The 22,849-nt window shown below is 69.9% G+C and carries 24 protein-coding genes and 1 tRNA gene; 4 read left to right on the top strand and 21 right to left on the bottom strand.

The genetic code is table 11. From position 1 onward, the window contains the following. Positions 1-20 precede the first annotated feature (20 nt). From MRBLMI1_RS14035 to MRBLMI1_RS14050, 4 genes are read right to left on the bottom strand one after another with little or no spacing between them, the layout of a single operon-like run. Entirely contained in the window at positions 21-1,424 is a 1,404-nt protein-coding gene (locus MRBLMI1_RS14035) for an FtsW/RodA/SpoVE family cell cycle protein (RefSeq protein WP_367733878.1), read from the bottom strand. Continuing rightward, positions 1,421-2,659: a PP2C family protein-serine/threonine phosphatase gene (locus tag MRBLMI1_RS14040; protein WP_367733879.1), complete on the bottom strand. Its 1,239-nt coding sequence runs from the start codon at positions 2,657-2,659 to the stop codon at positions 1,421-1,423. The genes MRBLMI1_RS14035 and MRBLMI1_RS14040 overlap by 4 nt, the downstream gene beginning before the upstream one ends. 9 nt (positions 2,660-2,668) lie before the next feature. Next, on the bottom strand, positions 2,669-3,199 hold the full coding sequence (locus tag MRBLMI1_RS14045) for an FHA domain-containing protein FhaB/FipA (RefSeq protein ID WP_367733881.1): 531 nt from the start codon (positions 3,197-3,199) through the stop codon (positions 2,669-2,671). Continuing rightward, positions 3,196-3,933, bottom strand: a complete 738-nt coding sequence (locus MRBLMI1_RS14050; protein ID WP_367733883.1) for an FhaA domain-containing protein — start codon at positions 3,931-3,933, stop codon at positions 3,196-3,198. The genes MRBLMI1_RS14045 and MRBLMI1_RS14050 overlap by 4 nt, the downstream gene beginning before the upstream one ends. 150 nt (positions 3,934-4,083) lie before the next feature. On the opposite strand from MRBLMI1_RS14050, the gene MRBLMI1_RS14055 reads away from it, so the two are divergent. Further along, positions 4,084-4,167 (top strand) — tRNA-Leu (locus MRBLMI1_RS14055). 183 nt (positions 4,168-4,350) lie between these two features. On the opposite strand, the gene MRBLMI1_RS14060 is transcribed toward MRBLMI1_RS14055, so the two are convergent. The 3 genes from MRBLMI1_RS14060 to MRBLMI1_RS14070 form a co-directional block, all read right to left on the bottom strand. Then, the gene (locus tag MRBLMI1_RS14060) at positions 4,351-5,148 is read right to left on the bottom strand and encodes a hypothetical protein (protein ID WP_367733885.1); all 798 of its coding nucleotides are present in this window, start codon (positions 5,146-5,148) and stop codon (positions 4,351-4,353) included. A 108-nt stretch (positions 5,149-5,256) separates the two neighbouring features. Next, positions 5,257-5,424, bottom strand: a complete 168-nt coding sequence (locus MRBLMI1_RS14065) for a hypothetical protein (protein ID WP_367733886.1) — start codon at positions 5,422-5,424, stop codon at positions 5,257-5,259. 841 nt (positions 5,425-6,265) lie between these two features. After that, the gene (locus MRBLMI1_RS14070) at positions 6,266-7,153 is read right to left on the bottom strand and encodes a LysR family transcriptional regulator (RefSeq protein ID WP_367733887.1); all 888 of its coding nucleotides are present in this window, start codon (positions 7,151-7,153) and stop codon (positions 6,266-6,268) included. A 71-nt stretch (positions 7,154-7,224) separates the two neighbouring features. Between MRBLMI1_RS14070 and MRBLMI1_RS14075 the strand changes: the two genes are divergently transcribed. After that, complete coding sequence (locus MRBLMI1_RS14075; protein ID WP_367733888.1) at positions 7,225-8,199, top strand: DMT family transporter; 975 nt, start codon at positions 7,225-7,227, stop codon at positions 8,197-8,199. Between the two features lie 69 nt (positions 8,200-8,268). On the opposite strand, the gene MRBLMI1_RS14080 is transcribed toward MRBLMI1_RS14075, so the two are convergent. The 6 genes from MRBLMI1_RS14080 to MRBLMI1_RS14105 form a co-directional block, all read right to left on the bottom strand. Continuing rightward, positions 8,269-9,018: a nucleoside/nucleotide kinase family protein gene (locus tag MRBLMI1_RS14080; RefSeq protein ID WP_367733889.1), complete on the bottom strand. Its 750-nt coding sequence runs from the start codon at positions 9,016-9,018 to the stop codon at positions 8,269-8,271. Next, positions 9,008-9,877 (bottom strand): sugar phosphate isomerase/epimerase family protein, encoded by an 870-nt coding sequence (locus tag MRBLMI1_RS14085; RefSeq protein ID WP_367733890.1) that lies wholly within the window; start codon positions 9,875-9,877, stop codon positions 9,008-9,010. Before MRBLMI1_RS14085 ends, MRBLMI1_RS14080 begins: the two co-directional genes overlap by 11 nt. A gap of 22 nt (positions 9,878-9,899) precedes the next feature. Beyond that, complete coding sequence (locus MRBLMI1_RS14090) at positions 9,900-10,778, bottom strand: sugar phosphate isomerase/epimerase family protein (protein ID WP_367733891.1); 879 nt, start codon at positions 10,776-10,778, stop codon at positions 9,900-9,902. After that, positions 10,775-11,536, bottom strand: coding sequence for an ATP-binding cassette domain-containing protein (locus MRBLMI1_RS14095; RefSeq protein WP_367733893.1), 762 nt, complete (start codon positions 11,534-11,536; stop codon positions 10,775-10,777). The genes MRBLMI1_RS14090 and MRBLMI1_RS14095 overlap by 4 nt, the downstream gene beginning before the upstream one ends. After that, positions 11,533-12,528: an ABC transporter permease gene (locus MRBLMI1_RS14100; protein ID WP_367733894.1), complete on the bottom strand. Its 996-nt coding sequence runs from the start codon at positions 12,526-12,528 to the stop codon at positions 11,533-11,535. The genes MRBLMI1_RS14095 and MRBLMI1_RS14100 overlap by 4 nt, the downstream gene beginning before the upstream one ends. Positions 12,529-12,602: 74 nt before the next feature. Continuing rightward, on the bottom strand, positions 12,603-13,640 hold the full coding sequence (locus MRBLMI1_RS14105) for a substrate-binding domain-containing protein (RefSeq protein ID WP_367733895.1): 1,038 nt from the start codon (positions 13,638-13,640) through the stop codon (positions 12,603-12,605). A 140-nt stretch (positions 13,641-13,780) separates the two neighbouring features. On the opposite strand from MRBLMI1_RS14105, the gene MRBLMI1_RS14110 reads away from it, so the two are divergent. Then, positions 13,781-14,944: an ROK family transcriptional regulator gene (locus tag MRBLMI1_RS14110; protein WP_367733896.1), complete on the top strand. Its 1,164-nt coding sequence runs from the start codon at positions 13,781-13,783 to the stop codon at positions 14,942-14,944. A 49-nt stretch (positions 14,945-14,993) separates the two neighbouring features. On the opposite strand, the gene MRBLMI1_RS14115 is transcribed toward MRBLMI1_RS14110, so the two are convergent. The 8 genes from MRBLMI1_RS14115 to MRBLMI1_RS14150 form a co-directional block, all read right to left on the bottom strand. Then, positions 14,994-15,848, bottom strand: coding sequence for an EamA family transporter (locus tag MRBLMI1_RS14115; protein ID WP_367733897.1), 855 nt, complete (start codon positions 15,846-15,848; stop codon positions 14,994-14,996). Positions 15,849-15,989: 141 nt separating this feature from the next. Further along, positions 15,990-16,502, bottom strand: a complete 513-nt coding sequence (locus MRBLMI1_RS14120; protein ID WP_367733899.1) for a DinB family protein — start codon at positions 16,500-16,502, stop codon at positions 15,990-15,992. Between the two features lie 323 nt (positions 16,503-16,825). After that, on the bottom strand, positions 16,826-17,734 hold the full coding sequence (locus tag MRBLMI1_RS14125; RefSeq protein ID WP_367733900.1) for a carbohydrate ABC transporter permease: 909 nt from the start codon (positions 17,732-17,734) through the stop codon (positions 16,826-16,828). Positions 17,735-17,743: 9 nt separating this feature from the next. Further along, a complete protein-coding gene (locus MRBLMI1_RS14130; protein ID WP_367733901.1) occupies positions 17,744-18,673 on the bottom strand; it encodes a carbohydrate ABC transporter permease in 930 nt (309 codons plus the stop codon). Further along, the gene (locus tag MRBLMI1_RS14135) at positions 18,670-19,962 is read right to left on the bottom strand and encodes an ABC transporter substrate-binding protein (RefSeq protein WP_367733902.1); all 1,293 of its coding nucleotides are present in this window, start codon (positions 19,960-19,962) and stop codon (positions 18,670-18,672) included. The genes MRBLMI1_RS14130 and MRBLMI1_RS14135 overlap by 4 nt, the downstream gene beginning before the upstream one ends. Then, the gene (locus MRBLMI1_RS14140; protein WP_367733903.1) at positions 19,959-21,011 is read right to left on the bottom strand and encodes a phosphotransferase enzyme family protein; all 1,053 of its coding nucleotides are present in this window, start codon (positions 21,009-21,011) and stop codon (positions 19,959-19,961) included. Before MRBLMI1_RS14140 ends, MRBLMI1_RS14135 begins: the two co-directional genes overlap by 4 nt. 173 nt (positions 21,012-21,184) lie before the next feature. Beyond that, the gene (locus MRBLMI1_RS14145) at positions 21,185-21,625 is read right to left on the bottom strand and encodes a hypothetical protein (protein ID WP_367733905.1); all 441 of its coding nucleotides are present in this window, start codon (positions 21,623-21,625) and stop codon (positions 21,185-21,187) included. A gap of 70 nt (positions 21,626-21,695) precedes the next feature. After that, positions 21,696-22,313: a GntR family transcriptional regulator gene (locus MRBLMI1_RS14150; protein ID WP_367733906.1), complete on the bottom strand. Its 618-nt coding sequence runs from the start codon at positions 22,311-22,313 to the stop codon at positions 21,696-21,698. 329 nt (positions 22,314-22,642) lie between these two features. Here MRBLMI1_RS14150 and MRBLMI1_RS14155 point away from each other — a divergent pair, with 329 nt between their 5' ends. Further along, positions 22,643-22,849: a cold-shock protein gene (locus MRBLMI1_RS14155; RefSeq protein WP_228162004.1), complete on the top strand. Its 207-nt coding sequence runs from the start codon at positions 22,643-22,645 to the stop codon at positions 22,847-22,849.

The following is a 22,849-nucleotide window of genomic DNA, read 5'->3' on the forward strand; positions in this document are numbered from 1 at the left end:
CGGGACAGGGGTCGAGAGCATCAGCCGATCACCACCCGGGGACGGCTGCGGACGGCGTCGGAGATGCGCAGCAGCAGGGCGACGATGATCCAGTTCGCGATGAGCGAGGATCCGCCGGCCGCGAGGAACGGCGTCGTCAGACCCGTGAGCGGGATCACCCGCGTCACACCGCCGACCATGATGAACACCTGCAGGGCGATGATGAACGACAGTCCCGTCGCGAGGAGCTTGCCGAAGTCGTCCTGACCGGCGAGGCCGACGCGGATGCCACGGCTCGTGAACACCATGTAGAGGGCGAGGATCGCGAAGATCCCGACGAGGCCGAGCTCCTCGCCGAGGCTCGGGACGATGTAGTCGCTCTGCGCGAGCGGCGTGATCGCGGGACGGCCCAGGCCCAGCCCAGTGCCGAAGAGTCCGCCCTGGGCGAGTCCGAAGATCCCCTGCACCAGCTGGAAGCTGCCGCCGTCGCGGTCGATCACCTCGGGGTTGAAGGCATCCAGCCAGTTCGCGAAGCGCCCCTGCACGTAGGGCAGGACCCGGGATGCCAAGAACGCCCCGGTCGCGATCAGGACGACGCCGATGAGCACCCAGCTCGTCTTGCCGGTGGCGACGTAGAGCATCGCGACGAACATCCCGAAGATGAGCAGACCGGTGCCGAGGTCGCGCTGCAGCACGATGATGCCGAGCGAGACGAGCCACACGATGAGGAGAGGTCCGAGCTCGCGGGCGCGCGGCCAGGTCATGAAGAGGAACCGCGTGCCGGTGGACGTCAGGCTCTCGCGGGTGCGGACGAGGTACCCGGCGAAGAAGATCGCGAGGCAGATCTTCGCCAGCTCGCCGGGCTGGAACTGCACGAAGCCGAGGGAGACCCACACGTCGGCGTTCTGGTCCGTGCCCAGGCCCGGGACGAACGGCAGGAGCAGCAGGAGCACGCCGACGAGACCCGACAGGTAGGTGTACCGGAAGAGCACGCGGTAGTTGCGGACGAAGAGGATCACCACGAGCGCGACCACCATGGCGATCGCGGCCCACGCGATCTGCCGGTTGCCGGTGGCGGTCCAGCCCTCGACGTTCCGGCCGAGGTCGATGCGGTAGATCATCGCGATGCCGAGGCCCGTCAGCAGGGTCGCGATCGGCAGGACGAACGGGTCGGCGTCGCGGGCGCGCAGACGCAGCACGACGTGAATCACGAGACCGAGGACGGCGGGGACGGCCGCGAGGCTGAGGAAGCCGGTCTCGAGGACGCCGTCGACGCCCAGCTGCACGAGGGCGACGGCCGCGCCGTAGACGACGATCGCGAAGAGGAGCAGACCGAGCTCCCGATTGCGCTGGGTCGCGGGCACGCGGATCTTCTTGAGCGCCCGCAGCACGGCCGTGTCGGTGGACACCGCGTCGGTGCCCCGGGTCAGCTTCTGGTCGGTCATCCGCTGGCCTCCTCGGCGGGTCGGAGGCGGTCGACGATCAGCTCCGCGTCGCTGAGCGAGCGGGCGCTGATCGTGGCCTCGACGGTCTGGCGGTCGAAGTCGGACAGATCGGCGAGCACGATGTCGGTGTCCTCGTAGACGGTCGACAGCGAGATCGGACCGAGGGACTGCTGGATGCCGCGGTAGATCACGACCGAGTCGTCGTCGGCGCCGATGTAGTACCGGGTCTGCGTCCAGTTGTAGCCGGCGAACAGGGCGAACCCGAGCGCGGCGAGGACGACCAGCAGCGCGGCGAGCCAGCCGAGACGCCGGCGACGGGAGCGGCGGCGGTCTTCTTCGATGAGCTCCTCGAGGAACTCGGGGGCGGGCTCGAAGTGCGTGGGCTCGTTGGCGGCCTGACGTGCCGGGTGCAGCCAGTTCGACCGGCCGGGGCGCGCCGCCGGGACGACGACGCCGCTGGGGTTCGAGGCGGAGCCGACGATGGTGGGCGTGCCGATGAAGACGGGGTGCTGACCTCCGACGTCGACGAGCACGATGGTGACGTTGTCGGGGGCGCCGCCGTCGAGCGCCTGCTTGAGGAGGGCGTCGGCCGTGCGGCCGGGCGGCATCCCGAGCGCCATCGTCTTGGTCGTGTGCGGGTCGTCCACGACGCCGGACAGGCCGTCGGAGCAGAGGAGCCACCGGTCGCCGTCCTGCGTCGGCATGATGAACGTGTCGACCTCGGGGTCGGGGTCCATGTCGCCGAGCACACGCATCAGGACGGAGCGCCGCGGGTGGTAGCGGGCCTCCTCGGGGGTGATGCGGCCCGAGTCGACGAGACGCTGCACGAAGGTGTGGTCGGTCGTGATCTGCGTGAGCGTGTCGTCGCGATAGAGGTAGACGCGCGAGTCGCCGATGTGTCCGATGACGGCGTAGTCGTCCACCATGACGACGGCGCTGACCGTCGTTCCCATGCCGGCGAGCTCGGGCTTGCGCGCGACCGTCTCGATGAGCTCGGCGGCCGTGTCGGAGAGGGCCTCGCGGATCGCCCGCTCGGCCTCGACCGTGGTCGAGAACGGCTGGTCCAGCTCGGTCAGGCGGTGGATCGCGAGGCTCGACGCGACGTCACCGCCGGCGTGACCGCCCATGCCGTCGGCCACGACGAAGAGGTTGGACCCGGCGTAGCCGGAGTCCTGGTTGTTGGAGCGCACCTTGCCCGTGTGGGAGATGGCCGCGCTCGAGCCCTGGAAGACCATGGAGGCGCGTTACTTCCTCAGCTCGAAGGTCGTCGCGCCCACCTTGATCGGGGCGCCGACCTTCACCTGCACGGGCGACGCGACGCGGGTGCCGTCGTGGAACGTGCCGTTGGTGGAGTCCAGGTCCTGCAGCATCCACTGCTCGCCCCACAGGACGAGACGGGCGTGGTGGCTGGAGGTGTAGTCGTCGCGGATGACCAGGCCCGACTCGCTCGAACGGCCGATGGTGAGGGGCTCGGTGCCGAGCGGCAGCTCGAGCCCGGCCTTCGGGCCGCTCGTGATGACGATGCGCGACACGGCGGCGGTCGTGGCGAGGCCGCCGGCCGGTGCCGGGGCGGCCGAGGGACGCTTGACCTGCGTCGTCACGGCGTCGGGCGCCGCCGTGGGAGCGGGGCCCGCGGGCGCGGCCTCGGGGGCCGGCAGCTTGCGGACCTTGACCCCGAACAGGTCGGCGCGCAGCGAGTAGACCACGCCGAAGACGAAGAACCAGAGCAAGACGAGGAAGCCGCCCTGCAGGAGGAGGAGTGTCAGCGGACTCATGAGAGGGGCCCTCGTTCCCGCACGTCGAAGACGCGCGTCGCGTCGGACGGCGCGGGTCGGCGCGGCGGCTGAGCCTGCGCGACGACACGGAACACGATGTTCGTGCGTCCGATGGAGATGGTCGAATCGGGCGGCAGGGCCGCCTCGCGCACCTTCTGGCCGTTCAGCGTCGTGCCGTTGGTCGAGCCGAGGTCGCGCACCATGGCGCGCTCGCCGTCCCAGAGGATCTCGACGTGCTTGCGGCTCGTGCCCGCGTCGGGGATGGTGATGTCCGCGTCGCTGCCCCGGCCGATGACGGTCCGCGAGGAGGTCAGCGGGTGCCGCGTGCCGTCGATGTCCACGACGCCGCGCCAGGCGACGCGGCCCTCGGTGGTCTGCGAGTCGACGCGGAGCGTCCCCGTGGAGAGGGAGTCGTCGCGCTCGATCGTGATGGCGACCGGGCCCGCGAAGGAGTACCCCTGCGTGCGGGCGTGCTTCTGGACGAGCGTGTCGAGCTCCGTCGACAGCGCCGACCCGAGCGCGCTCATCTTGTCGTCGTCAGCCGGCGACAGCCGCACGGTGAACGTGTTGGGCGTCAGGATGCGGTCGCGGCTGACCACGACGGCCTTCTTGTCGAGCTCGCTGCGGAGCGCCGACGCGATCTCCACCGGCTGGATGCCACTGCGGAAGGTCTTCGCGAAGGCGCTGTTGACGGCGCGTTCGAGACCCTTCTCGAAACTGTCGAGTAGTCCCACGAGACTCCTTCAGGCAGGCAGACCAGTAGGCACATCGTAGTCAGCACGGCTGTACAGGTCATGGATGCCTCGACCTCGCGCGTTTCGTGGCAGGGTCGCGGCCGTGATATTCTCGGGAAGTTGAGTGCGCGGCATCCCGTGCCGTGCCTCGCGCGAGTGGCGGAATAGGTAGACGCGCTGGCTTCAGGTGCCAGTGCCCGCAAGGGCGTGGGGGTTCAAGTCCCCCCTCGCGCACAGAAGGCGGTCTTGATCTTTCATCAGGTCCGTTCTTTACAAATCAACAAACGAAGCCGGTCAGGACCGAAAATCCTGACCGGCTTCGTCGTTTCTGCCCGCACGTGTGTGGCTGCGGCTCATCCCACGTGAGCCGCAGCCACACCCTGCTACCTGCATCGGGCTCCTGCCCCGCGCCCTCAATCACAAGGTGAGGGGCGCCGTGGACTTCTGAAGAGCCAGCGTTCCCCCCGAGTAGCCGAGGCTCAGCGCCCCGAAACTAGCGGAGATGGAGTCGAGCGAGCCGCCCTGGTTGCCCTCGTAGATGAAGCCCGCCTGCAGCGTGTCTGTACATCCCGAGGTGTCCCATGTGACAGTAACGCGACCCTGGTCCGCGCTGTTCACAAAGCCGCTGACGGCAGCGTCGACTTCCCAGACCACAGAATTGGTCGCGACACCGCTGTTGTTCAGGACGGTTGTGTTCGTGACCGCGCCGTTCAGGTCCTGTGTAGTGGCGCGTGGGTTGGATCGAGCGCCACAGGAGGAATTGAAACCGAGTGAGGCAATATCTCGCGGATCCGTTTGACCTGCGAAGTCGTCGCGCCAATCCCAACTGCCGGTGACGTCGACGATGGGGCTCGTGCCCTGTCGGAAAGAGGTAATTGCGACGGTGAAGGAGTCTGAGGGAAGGGAGCCCGCGGCGGCCGTCACGCCGCCGTCCGACATGACGGCATTCTTTGCGAGCGCCTCTTCTGCGCCCTCGGCCGTCGTCGGTCCGGTGATGTTGGTGCTCACTTTGAACTCGCCACCGATGCTCTCGACGAACTGCTCGAGCCCGACGTAGTCGCCGGGGTGCTCGTTTTGGTAGTTCTCAATCTGGGCGATGAATTCCTCGTGTGTGAGGTCGCTCGGTGCCGCGTGCGCGGCCGGAGTTACTGCAAGAAGCCCGAGAACAAGAGCGCCGCCGCTGAGGACGGCACCCGACTTTTTGCGAATTGACATTGAAATCTCCTCGTCTTTTGTGTCGGTCGAATGACACGTTCGTTCACGAGGGTCAGCGACACAACCAGGTCGGTCGTATCGACGGGGAAAATGCATTCTTCTGCCAGGCTATTCAGAGGTCGGGTCGTGGCGGTCAGGGGTAGGCTCCGGTCCCGGCTTCCCCGCACGTGAAGCCTCCAGTTCGTCCCGGATTGCCTTGCGGACCACCCAGTACAGCGCGTATAGGGCAACCGCGGCCAGCGTGATGAGCAGCACAAGCGAGGTGATTGCGTCCATGGCCCAAGGGTTTCATGAATCCACGAGCGCTGAAACTGCAGAGCTCGTCGGCTCGCGACTGGAAAGGGGAGTTTGCTGGCGCGAGACGCGCCTAGGAAGGCGTGCCCTTATCCCTGCGCGGGAACAACGACTGTTCCAGGTCCTTCAACACGAGATACCCTGTGGCGGGTTGCCGCGCCCGCGCCGCGCTCTGCAGACGCATCACACATGCCGAGGCCGAGCCGACCCGACGCATGGCTCCGGGGTGGTCGTTAGAGGCGTCGCGCACGAGTAGAACCTCGGAGGTGTGCGCCGCCGGATATGCGGTCGTCGGCACATCACAGGCCGGACGCGCGCCGGCGGGATTGACCGCTGTGGGGCTGTCGTCAAAGTTTCAAGCGGTAGCGACAAGCTTTTGTCGTGAGCAGCGCCGAGCGCCGGTACACCCGTTAACGCTCGAGCCGTGACTCCTGCTCCAACCGAGGGGGTGAGCGCGGCGTCAGCGGATCGCGGGTGTGATGTCAATATAGCGGCGGGATCTCCGCCATGCGCCTATCCAGCTCGCACACCACGTTGTAGTAGTGGTACTCCTCTTTCTCGAGGTAATCCCGCAGGAGACCTGAAAGTGGCGGTCAGGACCGCCCCGCGGAGCCGCGCCATGACTGGGATCGCAGATAGAGAAAGAGCGCCACAGAACGACGAAGGCCCCCGGGTTCATCCCGGGGGCCATTTTCGTTTTGGCGAGTGCGCGGGGCGTGCGACGGGCGCTCGTGAGCTCGCAGAAACCGCCGAATTTCGCAGAATTCCGCGGGAGAACTGCGAAGACGAGCCCGTTCTGCGAGATCCGACCGGCGGGCGCTGGTCAGCGGGCGACATCGCGCAGCGCGGCCAGGACCGTGCGCACGGACGCGTAGGCCAGCGCGTCGGGACGGGCGAGGGCGTCGACGTGGCGCACCAGGGGAAGGTCGTCGAGCGGCCGCAGGACGAGGCCGTCGACCGCGAGAGAGGCGGCCGTCATCCGGGGCATGATCGCGACGGCGGACCCCGCCCGCACGACCTCCGCCGTCACGGAAAACTCGTTGATCCGGTGGGCGATGCGCAGAGGACGACCGACGTGGGCGGCGAGATGATCCAGGACGCCGGCGAGGGGGAACCCGCGGTGCACCGACACCCAGCTCTCGTCCGCGACGTCCGCGGCGCGCAGGCGCGGGCGGTCGGCGAGCGGGTGCGCCGCCGGGAGTGCGATGTCCAGCGGCTCCGTCAGCAGCGGCGTCACCACGACGCGCTCGGCCGGCCAGGGCTCGTCGTGCGCGAGGCGGTGGGCGATCACGATGTCGTGGTCGGCGGTCAGCCCGGGGAAGTCGCGGTGGGCGACGTCGGCATCCGTCAGCTGCAGCGGGGGAGCATCGCCGAGGGCGCGAAGCAGCGGGCCGAACAACGAGAGTCCCGCGCTGTGGAACGCGGACACCCGGACCGGTCGCCGGTGGTCGTCGAGGAACGCGCCGACCGCCTCGCGCGCGTCGGTCAGCGCCTTGTCGACGCGCATGCCGGCATCGGCGAGAGCCTCCCCGGCGGGCGTGAGCACCAGCACGCGGCCGCGCCGCTCGGTGAGGGGGACCGGCGAGTGGTTCTGCAGCACCGCGAGCTGCTGCGACACGGCGGAGGCCGACACGTGCATCGCCGCGGCGACGGCGGCCACGCTCCCGCGGTCGCGGAGCTCGCGCAGAACGCGGAGGTGGGCGGCATCCATAAGTCTGAACTTACGGGACGGTGAAGCAAGCCGTCGTTGTTCTTCCGTCACGGGGATCCGATGCTGGACGAGTGAGCCGCCGCACCCCCGAACTCGTCATCGATGTCCTGCTCGTCGCGGTCGCTGCGGTCTGGGGCGCGAGCTTCCTCGCCGCGAAGGAGCTCACGACCGAGATGGGCGTCGCGCCCGCCGTCGCCCTGCGCTTCATCGTGGCAGCGGTCGCCCTCGGCGTGATCTGCGCCGTGAGGAGGGAACGGATGCCGCGCGGTCGCGGTCTCGCCATCGCGGCGCTCCTCGGCTGCTCGCAGGCTGCGGTGATCGGGCTCGAGACGGCGGGGGTGCACCTGACGTCCGCGACGAACGCGGGACTGCTGATCAGCCTGGCGCTGATCTTCACCCCGGTGCTGGAGAGTCTCGCCGCGCGGTCCTGGCTGCCGCGGTCGTACTTCGTCGCTGCCGTGGTCTCCGTCGTCGGCGTCGCCCTGCTCGTGTCGGGCGGGGGACTGCGCACGCCGACGGTCGGCGACGCCCTCGTGGTGGCCGCGGCGGCAGTGCGGGCGGTCCACGTCACTGCGAGCGCCCGTTTGTCCCGTGGCCGGTCGGACAGCACCCTGGCGGTCGTGTTCGTCCAGCTCGTGGTCTGCGCGGCGACCTCGTGTGCGGTGGCCGGCCCCGACCTTCCCCCGGCGATCGCGGGACTGTCGGCATCCGGGTGGCTCGACGCGCTCTTCCTCGGACTGCTGTGCTCCGTGTTCGCCTTCGTGGTGCAGCTGTGGGCGGTCCGCCGGACGTCGGCGACGCGGGCGAGCATCCTCATGGGCACCGAGCCCGTCTGGGCCGTGCTCGTGGGTGTGCTCATCGGCGGCGAGGCCATCGGCGCCGCCGGGTTCGCGGGAGCCGCGCTCATCATCGCCGCAGGGTACGCAGGCCAGGCGATCGAGCGGCGGCACCGCCGCGCCGCCGGTGAGGACGTCTTGCAGCCGGTCCCGGTCCGCAGACCCAAGCCACGCGTTTGGAACAGCCCCCGGGTGCGTAGCCGGGTCTGAGCCGCACCGTTCAATCGGAGATGCCAGAACGGCCGCCCGTGAGCGGGGCGGCCGTTTCGACACTCGGCGTCAGGCGGACGGGGCGGCCGGCAGCGGCTGACCGGTCACGCCCGAGACGACGAGATCCGCGCGGGAACGGGACGCCTCGACGAGCACGGCGTTGGCGCCGTCCACGTCGCGGGCCCACGCCGTCGCCGCCTCGACGGAGCGCCCGTGCCGAGTGTGCCGATCGACGAGCCGCGCCTCGCGCTCCTCCGCCGACGTGGCGCAGAACCAGGCGGCATCGAGGCGGTCGCGGACGCCCGCCCACGGATCGACGTCCGCCAGCAGGTAGTTCCCTTCGACGACGACGATGATGGCATCCGGGTCGATCGCGATCTCGCCGGCCACGCCCTCGTCGACGACCCGCCGGAAGCTCGGCGCGTACACCGTGTGATCGCGCTCGCCGCGGACGCGGTCGAGCAGGGCGAGGAACCCCCAGCCGTCGAAGGTCTCGATCGCGCCCTTGCGGTCGCGGAGGCCGAGCCGGTCGAGTGTCGCGTTGGCGAGGTGGAAGCCGTCCATCGGCAGGTGCACGGCCGTCCCGGGCGCATCCGCGTTGATCGTCTCCACCAGGGCCTGCGCGAGGGTGGTCTTGCCGCTGCCCGGGCTCCCGGCGATGCCGAGGAGATAGCGCAGTCCCGGGTCCGCCGCGTCGGCCACCCGACGCGCCAGCTCGGCCAGCGCCGCGGGCGGCGGACCGGCGTGCGGGGACGGCGGAGCCGGCTGCGCGGGAGCCGGACCGGAGCGTGCCGGTGCCCCCACCGTGTCAGACGGCATGAGCGGTCGCGATCTGGTTCGTCATGAACGACAGCGCGTGACGCGCGAGCGCGGGGCCGTCGTTCCAGAGGTTCCGCCAGATGGCGAGATCGTTCGACAGCGTCGGCGACACGACGGCGGACGAGAAGGACTCGAAGGTCACAGGTCCGGTGTAGTCGATGTCGGCGAGGGCATGGAAGAACGACGCGAAGTCGAGGTGACCGCTGCCCAGGAAGCCCCGATGGTTCTCTCCGATGTGGACGTACCCGAGACGGTCCCCCACCAGGCGCACGGGGCGGGAGAAGTCGTCCTCCTCGATGTTCATGTGGTAGGTGTCCAGGTGGATGACGACGTTGTCGTGACCGATGTCGTCAGCCAGGCGGAGCGCGTCGGCCGCCGTGTTGATGACGTTGGTCTCGTACCGGTTGCAGATCTCCAGGCCGAGGGTCATGCCCTTGTCCTGCGCGTCGACCGCGAGGTCCTTCAGCGTGGCGACGACGTTGGCGCGACCGGCGGAGCTCAGCGCGTGCCCGTACTTGCCGAGCGCGCTGTACAGCGCACCGGTGAAGTGGGTGCCGCCGAGATCGTGCGTGATCTGCAGCGAATCGTGGAGCAGCCGTGCGCCGCGTGCCACGACCTCCGCGTCGTCGCTCGACACGTCGGCTGTGAAGGCCAGACCGCGGGAGCAGACGATGCCGAGGCCGGCGGCCTCGAGCTTGCCGCGCGCGTCGGCGACGTCGAGGTTGGGGGAGTCGTGCAGCGACAGCTCGAGGATGTCGTACCCGGCCGCCGCCGTCTGGTCGATGATGAGCGACATCTCATCGGGCGTGGTGCCTCCGGCGAAGACGAGTGCGTGGACGCCGAGCGGGTTCTGGGACATGACGGTTCTTTCTTTCGGGGGGTCAGACGGTGACGGCGACAGGGGTGAACTGCTCGCGGAGGAACTGCAGGGAGTCCGCGGCGACGGCCGACGGATCGTCCCAGAGAGGGCGCCAGAGGCCGATGTCGACAGCGGCATCCGTCCCCACGACGGCGCTCGAGAACGTCTCCACCGTGACGGGACCGGCGAAGCCCGCCGCGCGCAGATCATCGGCGAAGCGGCGCCAGTCGATCGTGCCCGTCCCGAGGCGCCCGCGGTGGCTCTCGCTCGCATGGATGTAGCCGAGGAGCGGCCCGGCGTCGCGTACGGCGTCGCCGAGGCTGATCTCCTCGACGGAGGCGTGGAAGGTGTCCATGTGGACGACGACGTTCGGCTGGTCGATCTCGCGCACGAACCTCGCGGTCTGCGCGGCGGTGTTCAGCAGGTTCGACTCGTACCTGTTGACGTACTCGACGCCGAGGGTGATCCCGTCGCGGGCGGCGAGCGTGGCGGTCCGCCGCAGGGCGGCCAGCGACCGGTCGCGATCCGCGGCGGTCGGGAGCCGCAGGTACCGGCCCATCGCCGAGAAGACCACTCCCCCCACGAAGGTCGCACCGATCTCCGCCGCGAAGGCGACCGCCTCGGCGAGGCGGTGCTCACCGCGCGCGGCGACAGCCGGGTCCGACGAGGTGATGTCGTCGTCGAAGGACAGCGCCAGCGAGACCACCGCGTCGAGGCCATTCGCGGACAGCGCTCGCCGTGTGTCGTCGGGAGGGTGGACGCTCCGGTCGACGGCGGGGATCTCGATGAAGTCGTATCCGGCGGCTGCCGCCGAGCCGATCGTCCGGGCAGCGGCATCCGGATTCCAGTCGAACCCCCAGAGGCCGGCGTGCACCCCGAAACGGGGAAGGCCCGCGCTCACGCGGACTTCGCGCCGGTGATGAGCGCGACCAGCTCGTCCCCGTCGGTCTCGGCCGCACGGCGTTCGGCCACGGCGAGACCGCCGCGCATCACCCAGACGTGGTCGGACAGGCGGAGCACCTGATCGAAGTTGTGGCTGATGAGGAGGACGGCGACGCCCTGCTCCTTGAGCTTGCGGATGATGCCCTCGACGCGTGCCGTCTCCTGCACGCCCAGCGCGGCGGTCGGCTCGTCTATGATGACGATGGACCCGCCCCACCCCGCGGCACGCGCGATGGACACCGCCTGACGCTGACCACCGGAGAGTCGACGGACCCGGCTGGTCACGGGCGGGACGTTCACGGCGAGATCCGAGACCATCTCCTGGGCCGTAGCGCGCATCGCCGAGCGGTCCAGGATGCGGAACGGGCCGAAGCCCTTGGTCTTCTCGCGCCCGAGGAAGAAGTTCTGCCACACGGTCAGGTCCTCGACCAGCGCGAGGTTCTGCTGCACCGTCTCGATGCCGCGTTCGCGGGCGGCGAGCGGGCTGTCGAAGCTCACCTCCTGGCCGTCCAGCGTGATGGTGCCGGAGTCCGGACGATGGATGCCGGAGAGGCAGCGCACCAGGGTGGACTTGCCGGCGCCGTTGTCGCCGATGAGCGCGGTGACCTCGCCGCGACGCATGGTGATCGAGGCGCCGCGGAGGGCGTGGACGCCCCCGAAGGACTTGGTGATGTTCTGGGCGGAGAAGACGACGTCGTTCCCGATGGCGGTGGTCATTTCTTCTGGAACCTCGTGAGAAGGGCCGCGAGGACGACGACGAGTCCCACGGCGAGCGGCTGGTAGAACTGGGAGACCCCGAGCAGGGTGAGTCCGTTGGTGAGGGCGGTGAGCAGCAGGGCGCCGAGTACGGGCCCGACGATCTTGCCGCGGCCACCGGTGAGCGCGACGCCGCCGAGCACGACCGCAGCGATGGAGTTCAGCAGGTAAGCGGTGTTGATGGCGGGCTCCGCCGCACCGATCCGGGCGACGAGCAGGATGGATGCCACCCCGGCGAGCATGCCGGCCAGCACGTAGACCATGATGCGCACGCGCTGCGCGCTCACGCCGTTGGCGACGGCCGCCTCCTCGCTGCCGCCGACCGCCTGGACGTGGAGACCGAACCGGGTCCGGAACATCACGAACCAGAAGACGACGGCGATGGCCGCGGCGATGAGGAACGGGAAGCCGAGGATCCACACGCGGCCGGTGGTCAGGCGGATGAGCTCGGGGCTGGTGACCGAGATCGGAGCGCCGGAGGTGAGGATGAGGGCGAGACCGGTGGCCACGGACAGCGTCCCCAACGTGGCGATGAAGTCGGTGACCTTGCCCTTGGCGATGAGGAGACCGTTGACCACCCCGACGGCGCCGGACGTGACCACGGCGATCAGGGCGGCGAGCCAGAAGCCCAGCCCGGCTTGGAAGGCCAGGCCGAAGCCGACCGCGCCGAGTGTCATCGTCGCGGAGATGGAGAGGTCGATGCCGCCCGTCGTGATCACGTAGGACTGCGCCACGGCCAGGATGATGAGGATCGCGGCGGCGATCAGCATCGCCTGGATGTTGCCGAGGGTGAGGAAGGTCGGGCTGAGGGCGGCGAAGACGATCACCAGCAGGACCAGTCCGACCGGGGCCGCGTTCTCCGCCCAGAAGCTCAGGCTGCGGGCGTCGTTCGCGACGCCGCGCAAGCCGTTCTTCGGAACGTCGAGGGTGGTGGTTTTGAGGGGCGTGGTCACGGCAGACCTGTTTCTCCTAGAGATGACCTGGGGGGAGGGAGGAGCCCCGCGCGGACGCGCGGGGCTCCCGGACGTCACTCGCCGAGCTGCTCGGCGAGGGGGTTGTCGAACTCCTCGAACGGCTGCGGGAACTTCGCGATGGCGTCCGCCGCGTTGTCCGCGGTCACCAGAGCGGTGGGCGACTCGATGTTCTTCGGCAGGTCGCCGCCCTGCAGGGCGACCTGGCAGGCCTGCACGCCGAGCGTCCCGATGGCATAGGGGTACTGGGCGACCTTGGCCGAGAGTCCGCCGGACTGGACCGACTCGAGCGCGTCCTGGTTGCCGTCGACGCTGACCACGACGATCTGACCGGTCTTGCCGGCGTTCTCGACGGCCTTGACGATGCCCAGGCCCATGTCGTCGTTGGCGGCGAAGAAGGCGGCGATGTCGGGGTTGGCGGCGATGATGTCGGTCGCCTTGGTGAGCGCGATCTCGCGCTTCCAGTCCGCGGCATCCTCCTGCACGATGTCGAGCGTGCCGTCGACGGCGGAGGTGAAGCCGTCGACGCGGGCGGCGCTGGTGACGTCGCCGGAGATGCCGCCGATGACGGCGACCTTGGACCCCGCGGGGACGGCTCCGACCACGAAGTCGCCCGCCTTGCCTCCGGCCGCCTCGTTGTCGGTGCCGATGTAGGTGGCCGGCGTGACGCCCGCCGCCTCGGCGGACTCGGCGTCGATCGGCTGGTCGATGTTGACGATCGGCGTGCCGGCTGCGGCCACCGGCGCGAGCGCCTGCACGAGGTTCGTGCCGCTGATCGGGTTGACGATGAAGCAGCCGAAGCTCTGTCCCGCGAGGGTGGTGAGCTTGTCCGCCTGCCCGGTGGTGTCGCCGATGTCGGCGGCAGCCTGCACGCTGACGTCGACGCCGTCCGCCTCGGCCGTGCTGTCGATGCCGTCCTCCATCGCCTGGAAGAAGGGGTTGTCCAAGCCCTTGATGACGGCGGCCACGGCGCTGGAGCCGTCGCCGGCCCCGGCGTCGGTGCCCGTCGAGCATCCGGCCAGTGCGAGTGCGACCGCGGCGACGGGTGCGCCGAGGAGAAGAAGCCGACGCTTCGGAGCGTGTGTGCTGAACATCAATGTCCCTCGTGATCGGAGGCACTGCCGCGTGCCGTTGGCATCAATGTAGACCCGCTTTTGAGTTTTAGCAACACAAAAGTAGGTAGCCTTTCAACCCCCTGCAAGATACGCTGAGGGCACTGACGCGAGGAGGAGACATGGACGGCGGGTCGCATGAGAGTGACGTTCTGAGCCTGTTCCGCGAGCGCGGCCAGCTCAGCAGAACGGACGTCATCGCCCTCTCCGGCTTGTCGCGGACCACCGTGAACCACCGGCTGTCGACGCTCACCGCGTCGGGCCTCCTCGTCCCGGTCGAGGGTGGCGAGTCGACCGGTGGCCGACCCTCGAGCCGCTTCGACTTCTCCGCACGCCGCGCGGTCATCCTGTGCGCCGACATCGGAGCGACGGGCTTCACGGTGGCCGCGTGCGATCTCTCCGGCGCACCGCTGGCGGATGCCGAGCGCACCATCGACGTGTGGAGCGGCCCCGAGGCGGTGCTCTCCCTCGTCCTGGAGGCCTTCCGGGCGATCGACACCGGCGACGAGGTCTGGGGCATCGCCGTCGGCGTCCCCGGCCCCGTCGAGTTCGCGGCGCACCGGGTGGTGAACCCTCCCATCATGACCGGGTGGGACCGCTTCGACATCGCGGCGTGGTTCGCCCCGCACTACGACGCACCGGTGCTGGTCGAGAACGACGCCAACGCCCGTGCCGTCGCCGAAGCGCGCGTGCACCGCCTGGACAACGTCATCGCCCTCAAGCTCGGCACCGGGATCGGGGCGGGCCTGGTCTTCAACGGCCAGATCATCCGCGGAGACAAAGGGGCGGCGGGAGACATCGGACACACGCGGGCGACGATCGTCGACCCGGAGCCGCGGGAGTGCCGATGCGGCAGCTTCGACTGCGTCGAGGCCTATGCGGGCGGATGGGCAATCGAACGGGAGCTGCGGGAGGTCGGCATCCCCGCCGCCGGCGCCCGGGACATCGTCGAGCTCGTCCGCAACGGCGACATCGAGACGGTGCGGCGGGTTCGCGCGGCGGGCCGCGTCGTCGGCGACGCGATCGCCGATCTCGTCAGCATCCTGAATCCCCGCGTGATCGCCCTGTCCGGGATGCTGGCCGAGTGCGATGAGAACCTCATGTCGGGGATCCGGGAACGCGTGTACCAGCGGGCGACGCCGCTCGTGACCCGTGACCTCACCATTGCGCGATCCACGCTGGGTGAGCACGCCGGAGTCATCGGGCTGGCCTACATCGTCAGCGACGAGGTGCTGCGGCCCTCGTCGCTGGACCGCATCCTGGCCCGAACGACCGTCCGGGTCTGAGGGACGCTCGGTCGCGCCGCTGCATCCCGCGTCGTCCGCGGCTCGAGCGTCAGCCCGCGAGCGCGATGACGAGGATCGCGGCGACCGCGAGGACCATGCCCACGATCTGCACGCCGACGACGCGTTCGCGGACCACGCCGATCGCCAGGCCGACGGTGATCGCGGGGTAGAGAGAGATGACCACGCTGGCGAGCGACAACAGACCGGTCTGGAACGCGTAGAGCATCGCCACGTTGGCGACGACGTCGAGCAGGCCGATGGCGATGGCGAGCCGGAACGTGCTGCCGCGGATGATCTCGGTGTGTCCCCGTCGCAGCGCGACCCCGATGACGACGAGAGCGGCGACGATGCGGGCCACGGCGAGGGGCCACAGTCCGCCGTCCGCCGGCATCTGGTGCGTGAAGACGAAGCTGAGGCCGAAGAGCACGCCCGCCCCGACGGTGATGCGGGCGACACGGGCGGTGAACCGCCGCACGTCGTCCTCGACGTGGGCCTGCGTGCCCTCGCGGCTGACCAGGGCGATCGCGACGACCGCCAGCGCGATCCCGCCGAACGCCAGGGGAGTCGGGCGCTCGCCGAACAGCACCCCCGCGATCACCGGGATGACGACGACCAGGACCGCCGTCACGGGAGACACGACGCTCATGGGCCCCTCGGCGAGGGCGATGTAGAACCACCAGATGGCCAGCGCCGTCGCCACGCCGGACGCGCTGCCCCAGAGCAGCGCCGGCAGCGACAGGCCGCCCCCGACGAACGGTGCCGCGACGAGGATGAGGACCGCCGAGACCGGGTAGCTGACGAGGATGACCCGCAGCGCCTCGACCCGTCGCGAGGCGAGACCGCCGAAGAAGTCGCTCGCCCCGTACGCGACGGCCGAGGCGAGGGCGAGGACGACCGACAGCACGGGTCCTCCTTCTCCGCTCCGGCGCCCCGGGCGGGACGACACGTCTGCATGCTAGCCGAGAGCGCCGGGCTCGCCCGCCGGGTCCCGGGGTGCGCACGGCGCCCGTCGCGCGGCGACCGACGGATGCCGCGGCGTCGCCGCTCAGCGCACGGCGATCGACCGCAGCATGTCGAGCTGCCCGGTGTTCCACGACAGCTCGTCCAGCACGTGCAGCAGGAGCGCGTGCGTCGTCATCTCGCGCGAGGACGACGCCACCTCGTCGAGGGGGACAGCGCGCAGGTTCTCGTCCCCGTGCTGCTGCACCTCCCGGCAGAGCCGGGCCACGGACTCGGCGGTGTCGGTCTTCCGGGCGTTCCACGAGGCCGCGGTCGAGGTCGGGACGCCGAGCTCCTTCCGTGGCCGGCCGGTGATCGCCTCGCCGAACCACACGGCCTCGACGAAGGCGGTGTGCCGCGCGATCCCGAGCATGGACGGGCGGCCGGGGACGAGCTCCTTCCGGAGGGTCTCGTCCGGGATGCCGTGCAGCGAGCTCTGGACGAGGGCGCGGGCCGCGTCCAGCCGCGCTTCGAGGTCGGCACGCATGTCCCGCGGCCGGGTGTGGTCGTGACCGGACATGTGCTCCTCCTCGTGGATGCCGCTGCTGCGCTCAGTCAACCGCGCACGGGCCCCGCGAGTCGCCCCTTGCCATCGGGCGAGAACGTCGTGCGCGACGAGACGCCGGCGGCATCCCGAGCCCGGAACGACCGCGGACGAGGTGGCGTTCCACCGCGGCGCGCACACGGTCGGCGGGGATCCGGGATCTCGGACCCCCGCCGACGGCGCCCCCTCGGGATTGGGGACCGGGATGAGGAGGTGCGGAGCGCCGCCGGTGCCGGACGACGCTCGCCGAAAAGCTAGCGACGTCCGGCGGCCGGCCGCTATACGTATTCGCTCGAATCGGTAGCGGTTCAGTGGTGCGCTCGCCGCCGGCGGCGGGATCACCGGATGCCGCTGCGCGCGAAGCCCTGCACGAAGTACCGCTGGAAGAGCAGGAACAGCACCACCATCGGGATCACCGAGATGAGCGCGAGCGCCATGCTGGCGCTGTAATCGGGGGTGGACTGCCCCTTCAGGTAGAGCAGGCCGATCGGCAGGGTGAACAGGGCCGGGTCCTTCAACGCGATGAGCGGCCACGCGAAGTCGTTCCAGCTGCCGAGCAGCGTCAGGAGGGTGAGGACGGCGATGAGCGGCTTGCTGAGCGGCAGGACGATCTGCGCGAACGTGCGCAGATGGCCGGCGCCGTCCATGCGGGCGGCCTCGATCAGCTCCTGCGGGATGCTGAGGAAGAACTGCCGAGCCAGGAAGAGCCCGAACGCGGCCGCGGCGCCCGGCAGGATGACCGACCAGTAGGTGCCGGCCAGCTGCAGTCCGGTGACCAGGCGGAACTGCGCCACCATGATCGCCTGGACGGGGATCATCATCGTGGCGAGGGCGAGGATGAACAGGATGCCGCGACCGGCGAAGCGTATGCGCGCGAAGGCATACCCCGCGAGCAGGTTCACCGTCACGGTCAGAACGGTGACGAACGCCCCGATGACGACGGAGTTCACGAACCATTCCGCGACGGGGAACCGGGCGAAGACCGTGGCGAAGTTCTCGGTGCTGAGCTGACTCGGCCAGAACTGCACCCCGCCCGGACGGAACACCTCGCCGCGCGGGGAGAACGCGATGACGAGCATCCAATAGAGGGGGAAGAACACCACGGCGGAGGCCACGACGGCCAGCGCGATCCGCACGGCGAGGCCGAGCCGGGATCCGTCTCGACGTCCGCGGCGCCGCGGCGCCGGCTCGACCGGCGCGGGCGGCTGACCGACCGGGCCGATCTGGGTGAGGGTGGAGGAGGTCATGGATGCCTCTCACTCGACGGTGTCGCGCGAACGGCTCGTGCGCCACTGGATGTAGGTGAAGAGAAGGGTGATGAGGAGGATCACGACGCCGAGGGCGGCGCCGTAGCCCTGCTCGCGGATCTGGAACCCGTTCCGGTAGGCGTACGTGCCGAGCACCGAGGTCGAGAAGCCCGGGCCGCCGCCGGTCATGACGAAGACGATGTCGAACACCTGGAACGAGGCGATGACGTTCATGATCAGCAGGAAGAACGTGGACGGACCGACGAGCGGGGTCGTGATGTGGCGGAACAGCTGCCACCGCCCCGCTCCGTCGAGTCGCGCCGCCTCGTACAGCTCGGGCGAGACGCTCTGCAGCCCGGCCAGATAGATCACCATGTTGAAGCCGATGCGCAGCCAGATGGCGGTGATCATCACCGACACGAAGGCCGCCGTCCCGTCGGACTGCCAGGCGACCGGGCTCAGTCCGACCGCCTGCAGCGTCTTGTTGATGATGCCCGAGCCCTCGCTGAAGATCGTGACCGCGATCATGCCGGACGCGACGCCGGAGATGACGAGCGGCAGCACGATGATGGTGCGGAACACGCCCTTCGCCGGCAGCACCGAGTTGAGGAGGACCGCCAGGCCGAGGCCGCCGATCAACTCCACCGGCACCGTGATGGCGGTGAAGAGGAGGGTGTTTCCGAGGCTCTGCCAGAAGACCGGGTCCGCGACCATCCGGGAGTAGTTGGCGAGGCCGACGAATTCCGGATCGCCGAAGCCCTGGAAGCGCGTGAACGACAGCTGCACCGCGAAGACGATGGGGACGAAGAGGAACAGCCCCATCAACAGCATGTTCGGCGCGATGAAGCCGTACCCCGTCAGCGTCTCGCGGACGCGCGCCCGCCGGGGCCGGGTCGCCGGGGCGACGCCGAACCGGCCGCCGGCGGACGCGACTGTCATGAGCCGGTCGCCTGGCGGATCGCCGAGGTGAGGTTCGCCAGCGTGTCGGCGGTGCTCTGCCCGTTCACGAACGCCGCCTCGAGCTGGTCCTGCATCGAGACCGCGATCGGCGCGAGGTACGGCGAGGTCAGCTGCTCGACATCGGACGGCTGGATCGTCGCCGCCTGCTCGACGAACACGGGCATGACATCGGGCCGCACGGCGAAGTCGATCGACGAGGGGTCGATGTCGACCCGCGTCGGCAGCTCGTTCGTGGCCGCGCAGAACGCCGACATGTTGTCCGCCTCGACCATGAACGTCAGGAACTCGGCCGCCAGCTCGGGCTGATCCGTCCCGCTGGTTGCGACGAGGGCGTTGCCGCCGAGGTCGGTCGCCCCGCGCTCGTCGACGGGCATCGGGAGGGCGGTCCACTCGAACCCGGCGAGGTTCTCGATGTCGGGGACGACGAACGAGCCGACGAACGCCATGGCGACCGACTCCTCCGTGAAGAACGCGTCGGCGTAGGTGGCGCCCTTGACCGAGCTGGTCGGGGGCACCCAGCCGTTCTCGAAGAACGAGCGGGTGAAGTCGAGCGCCTCGGTACCGGCGGCGGAGTCGATCGCGGGTGTTACCCCGTCCTCCTCCAGGAGCCGTCCGTCGGCCTGGAACAGCCAGCTCAACCAGCGCGGCGTGCCGCCGAGCTGCCAGTTGTAGACGAACGGATAGGTCTCGGCGGGCAGGGAGGCCTTCAGCGTCGCGGCCGCTTCGGCGAACTCGTCCCAGGTCCACGCGTCGGCCTGCGTGGTGGGCAGGTCGGTGATGCCCGCGTCCGCGAGCAGCTGGGTGTTGACCAGCAGCGCCGACACGTCGGTCTGGTGCGGGACGCCGTACGGGGTGCCGTTGTAGGAGATCGCCTCCCACATGGCCGGCGTGAACTGCGCGATCTCGTCCTCGCTGACGTACGGGCTCATGTCGAGCAGCTGGTCCTGGCTGGAGTAGACGCCCAGGTTGCCGTAGTCGACGCGGAAGACGTCCGGCGCGCTGCCGGCCGACAGCTGCGCGTCGATGTTCGTGAACATCTGGTCGTAGGGGACGACGTTCAGCTCGACGGTGACGCCGTCGTTCTGCGCCTCGAACTCGTCGACGAGCTGCTCGAAGGCGGCCTGCTCGGACTCGCTGGCCCAGGTCGTGAAGGTCAGGGTGCCTTCCGTCGTGTCGTTCCCGCCGCCGGTGAACCCGGCGCAACCGCTCAGGGCGAGGGCGGCCGCCGCCACCGTGGCGGCGGAGCCCAGCATTCGTGTGGTCTTCATCGGTCAACTTTCGTGTCGGTGAACTCGCGGCTGAGGGGCAGCCGATCGAGTTCGGACTCGACGAGCGTCACGAGGCCCTGGGGGCCGAGGATGCCGTCGAGCATGCGAGAAGGGGCTGGGTCTGCGGGGTCCGCGCGGTCCAGCGCGGCGAGGAACGCGGCGGTGGCGTCCTCGACGGCCCGGACGCAGCCGAACCGGGCGATGCGCTGACGGTCGACGACGATGTCGGTGCCGTAGCCCTCGCGGAAGAGTGCGCGGTGCGCGTCGGTGAGCGGGGTGTCGAAGAGCACGCCGAGCTCGACGAGCATCAGGTCGAGCTCCCGCGGGGCGATGGAGGCCTCGTCGAAGTCGATCAGCCAGGGGCGGCCGTCCGCATCGAGGAGGACGTTGCCCAGGTGCGGGTCGCCGTGGGTGGTGACGCGGACGGACGGTGCGCGGAGGGTCTTCAGCGCCCGCTCGGCCTCGACGAGTCGCAGCAGCCGCGGGCGGGTGGCATCCCATCTCTCCGCCAGCGCGGCGGGGGTGTCCCGGAGCGCGACGTCGACGTCGCCGACCAGCGCGCGCAGGGACTTCCGGACCCGACGGATGCCACGACGGTGGGGCCGCACGTCGGGAGGGGCGGGGTGGTCGTGCACGGTGCGCAGCATCCGGCCGAGAGAGAGCCAGTCGACGCTGTCCGGACCCAGGTCGACCGCGTCGACGCCGTCCACCCAGTCGAAGACGGTGATCAGGCGTCCGTCGTCGACGGTCCACAGACCGCCGTCCAGGGTGGGCCGGGGGTGCACGATGCCCGTCGCCCCCTCACCCGCGAGCGACCCGGCGACGGTCAGGCCGAACGTCACGTCGCGGGTCGTCACCTTGACCCCGTACTGGGCGCCGGCGGCATCCCGGCCCGTCCAGACCGATGCGGCGGGATCCCATCCACCCTCGATCGGGACGAGCTCGCGGAGAGCCAGTCCGTACCGCGCGGCGACGAGCCCCGTGAGCGCCCGCGCCTCGTGCGAAGCGCGATCCTCCGGTGCTGCATCGTCGTCAGGGCCGGACGTCATGGCTCGGCGGCTACTCGCCGCCGTTGATCAGCGTCAGCCAGGAGCCGAACGGACGGGCCGCCTGCTCGTCGGGGAGGTTCTCGGCGTCGGGGGATTCGGTCGTCATCTCCCGAGTGTGACCCCGGGGGGATGCGCCCAGACTGCGCTTGACAAACGCGCGACGGGGTCCGCCCTCACTCCAGGGTGGGAGGCAGAACGTAGACGATCTCGTCGTCGTCGCGCTCGGACTCCACGAAGCCGATCCCGGCGAGGACGTCGTGCGCGGGGTCGTCCTCGACGGAGACGCACGCGTACAGGGGCCGGGTGGCCTCGCGGGCCGTGAGCTGGCGGACGACCTCGCCGGTGACGGCCGCGTCCGTGCCGGGCAGGAGGGCGAAGACGATCTCGCGGTCGTCGTCGACGGGCAGCACGGCGGACAGTCCGCGCGGGTCGCCGTCGACCACGACCGCCTGGAGCATCACCGCGTCGTCGGTCAGCTGCTCGTCGATCCAGGCGTCGAACGCGGACCGTTCGGCGAACGCCGCGCGCCGCCACGTCGGCGACCCGTCCTGCAGGAGGGGGAAGGCGGCATCCCGGTCCTCGTCGGTCACGTCTCGCAGCTCGATTCGGGGCATGCGGTCACCCTAGGGGGCTGCGGAAGGACCCGCGCGACCCTTGCGAGTCGGCGGCGAACGGGTCCGCTGGTCAGAACCGCCCGTGCAGGGCGAGGAAGAAGACCGTCGCGTGCCGGTGGTCGCGCTCGCCGACGGCGCGGTGCAGGTCTGCGAACAGGTCCGCCCGCTCGACGGGGTCGGTGACGGAGGGGGCCCATCCCTCGAGGTTGCGGCGGACCACGAGGTCGGCCTGACGCAGCGTCTCGCGGAACACGCCGTTGCGGCTCGCGCGGGTGAAGTGGGTGAGGACCTCGAGTCCGGCCTCGACGTACTCCGGGGAGGTCTCCGTCCGGCCCATGGCCTGCAGCAGCTCCGCTCCGCGGGCCACATCGTCGTCGTTGTCCGTGCGGAGCAGGGTGACGTACATCGTCGTGGCGATCATGTGGACCACATACTCGCGCATGTCGGAACGGGCCCGCTCCGACACCGGGGACACGCGCGTGTACCGGTTGGCCGCGACCTCGACCAGGCCGATCCGTTCCAGGCGCTGCAGGGCCTCGCGGACGGGCGTGCGGGAGATGCCCATGTGCTCGGCGAGGACCACGTCCCGCAGCCGATCACCCGGCTGCAGGCGGCCGTCCACGATCGCGTCTCCGAGGGCGGCGTACGCCTCGTCGACGAGAGCGGAAGCGCGTCGGCGAGTGTTCATCAGGGGCATCTTACGGGGGCGGGGTACCACAACATTCCGCCCGACAGGCGAAATTCACAGCTTCGATGTCGCACAGCGGCTGTCTGCGGTTGTAAAGTGATCGCCGTCGCGCTTCTGCGCGGCATATCCGGGGGGATCCGTCGACGCCCGGGCCTTTGAGCGAAGCTCGGCCCGGGCGTCGTATGGGCTTCAGGGGGTTCGCGCGATCGTTCACCGTCACGCGATGCAACGTTTGGATTACGGGCTCGCGGGCGATCCGCGCTCGCCGCTACCTTTGTGGGCATCGACCGGCGCGCTCGGCGTCGGCTAGAGCGAAAAACGGCGAATCGATGAGCACGCAGGGCACCGTCAAGTGGTTCAACTCGGAGAAGGGCTTCGGCTTCATCGCTCCGGATGAGGGCGGTCAGGACGTCTTCGCCCACTACAGCGCCATCCAGTCGGGCGGCTACCGCTCGCTCGAGGAGAACCAGCGCGTCGAGTTCGAGATCGCCCAGGGCCCCAAGGGCCTGCAGGCGGAGAACATCCGCCCGCTCTGA

The organism is Microbacterium sp. LMI1-1-1.1 (genome assembly GCF_040815675.1).
Taxonomy (GTDB): Bacteria; Actinomycetota; Actinomycetes; order Actinomycetales; family Microbacteriaceae; genus Microbacterium.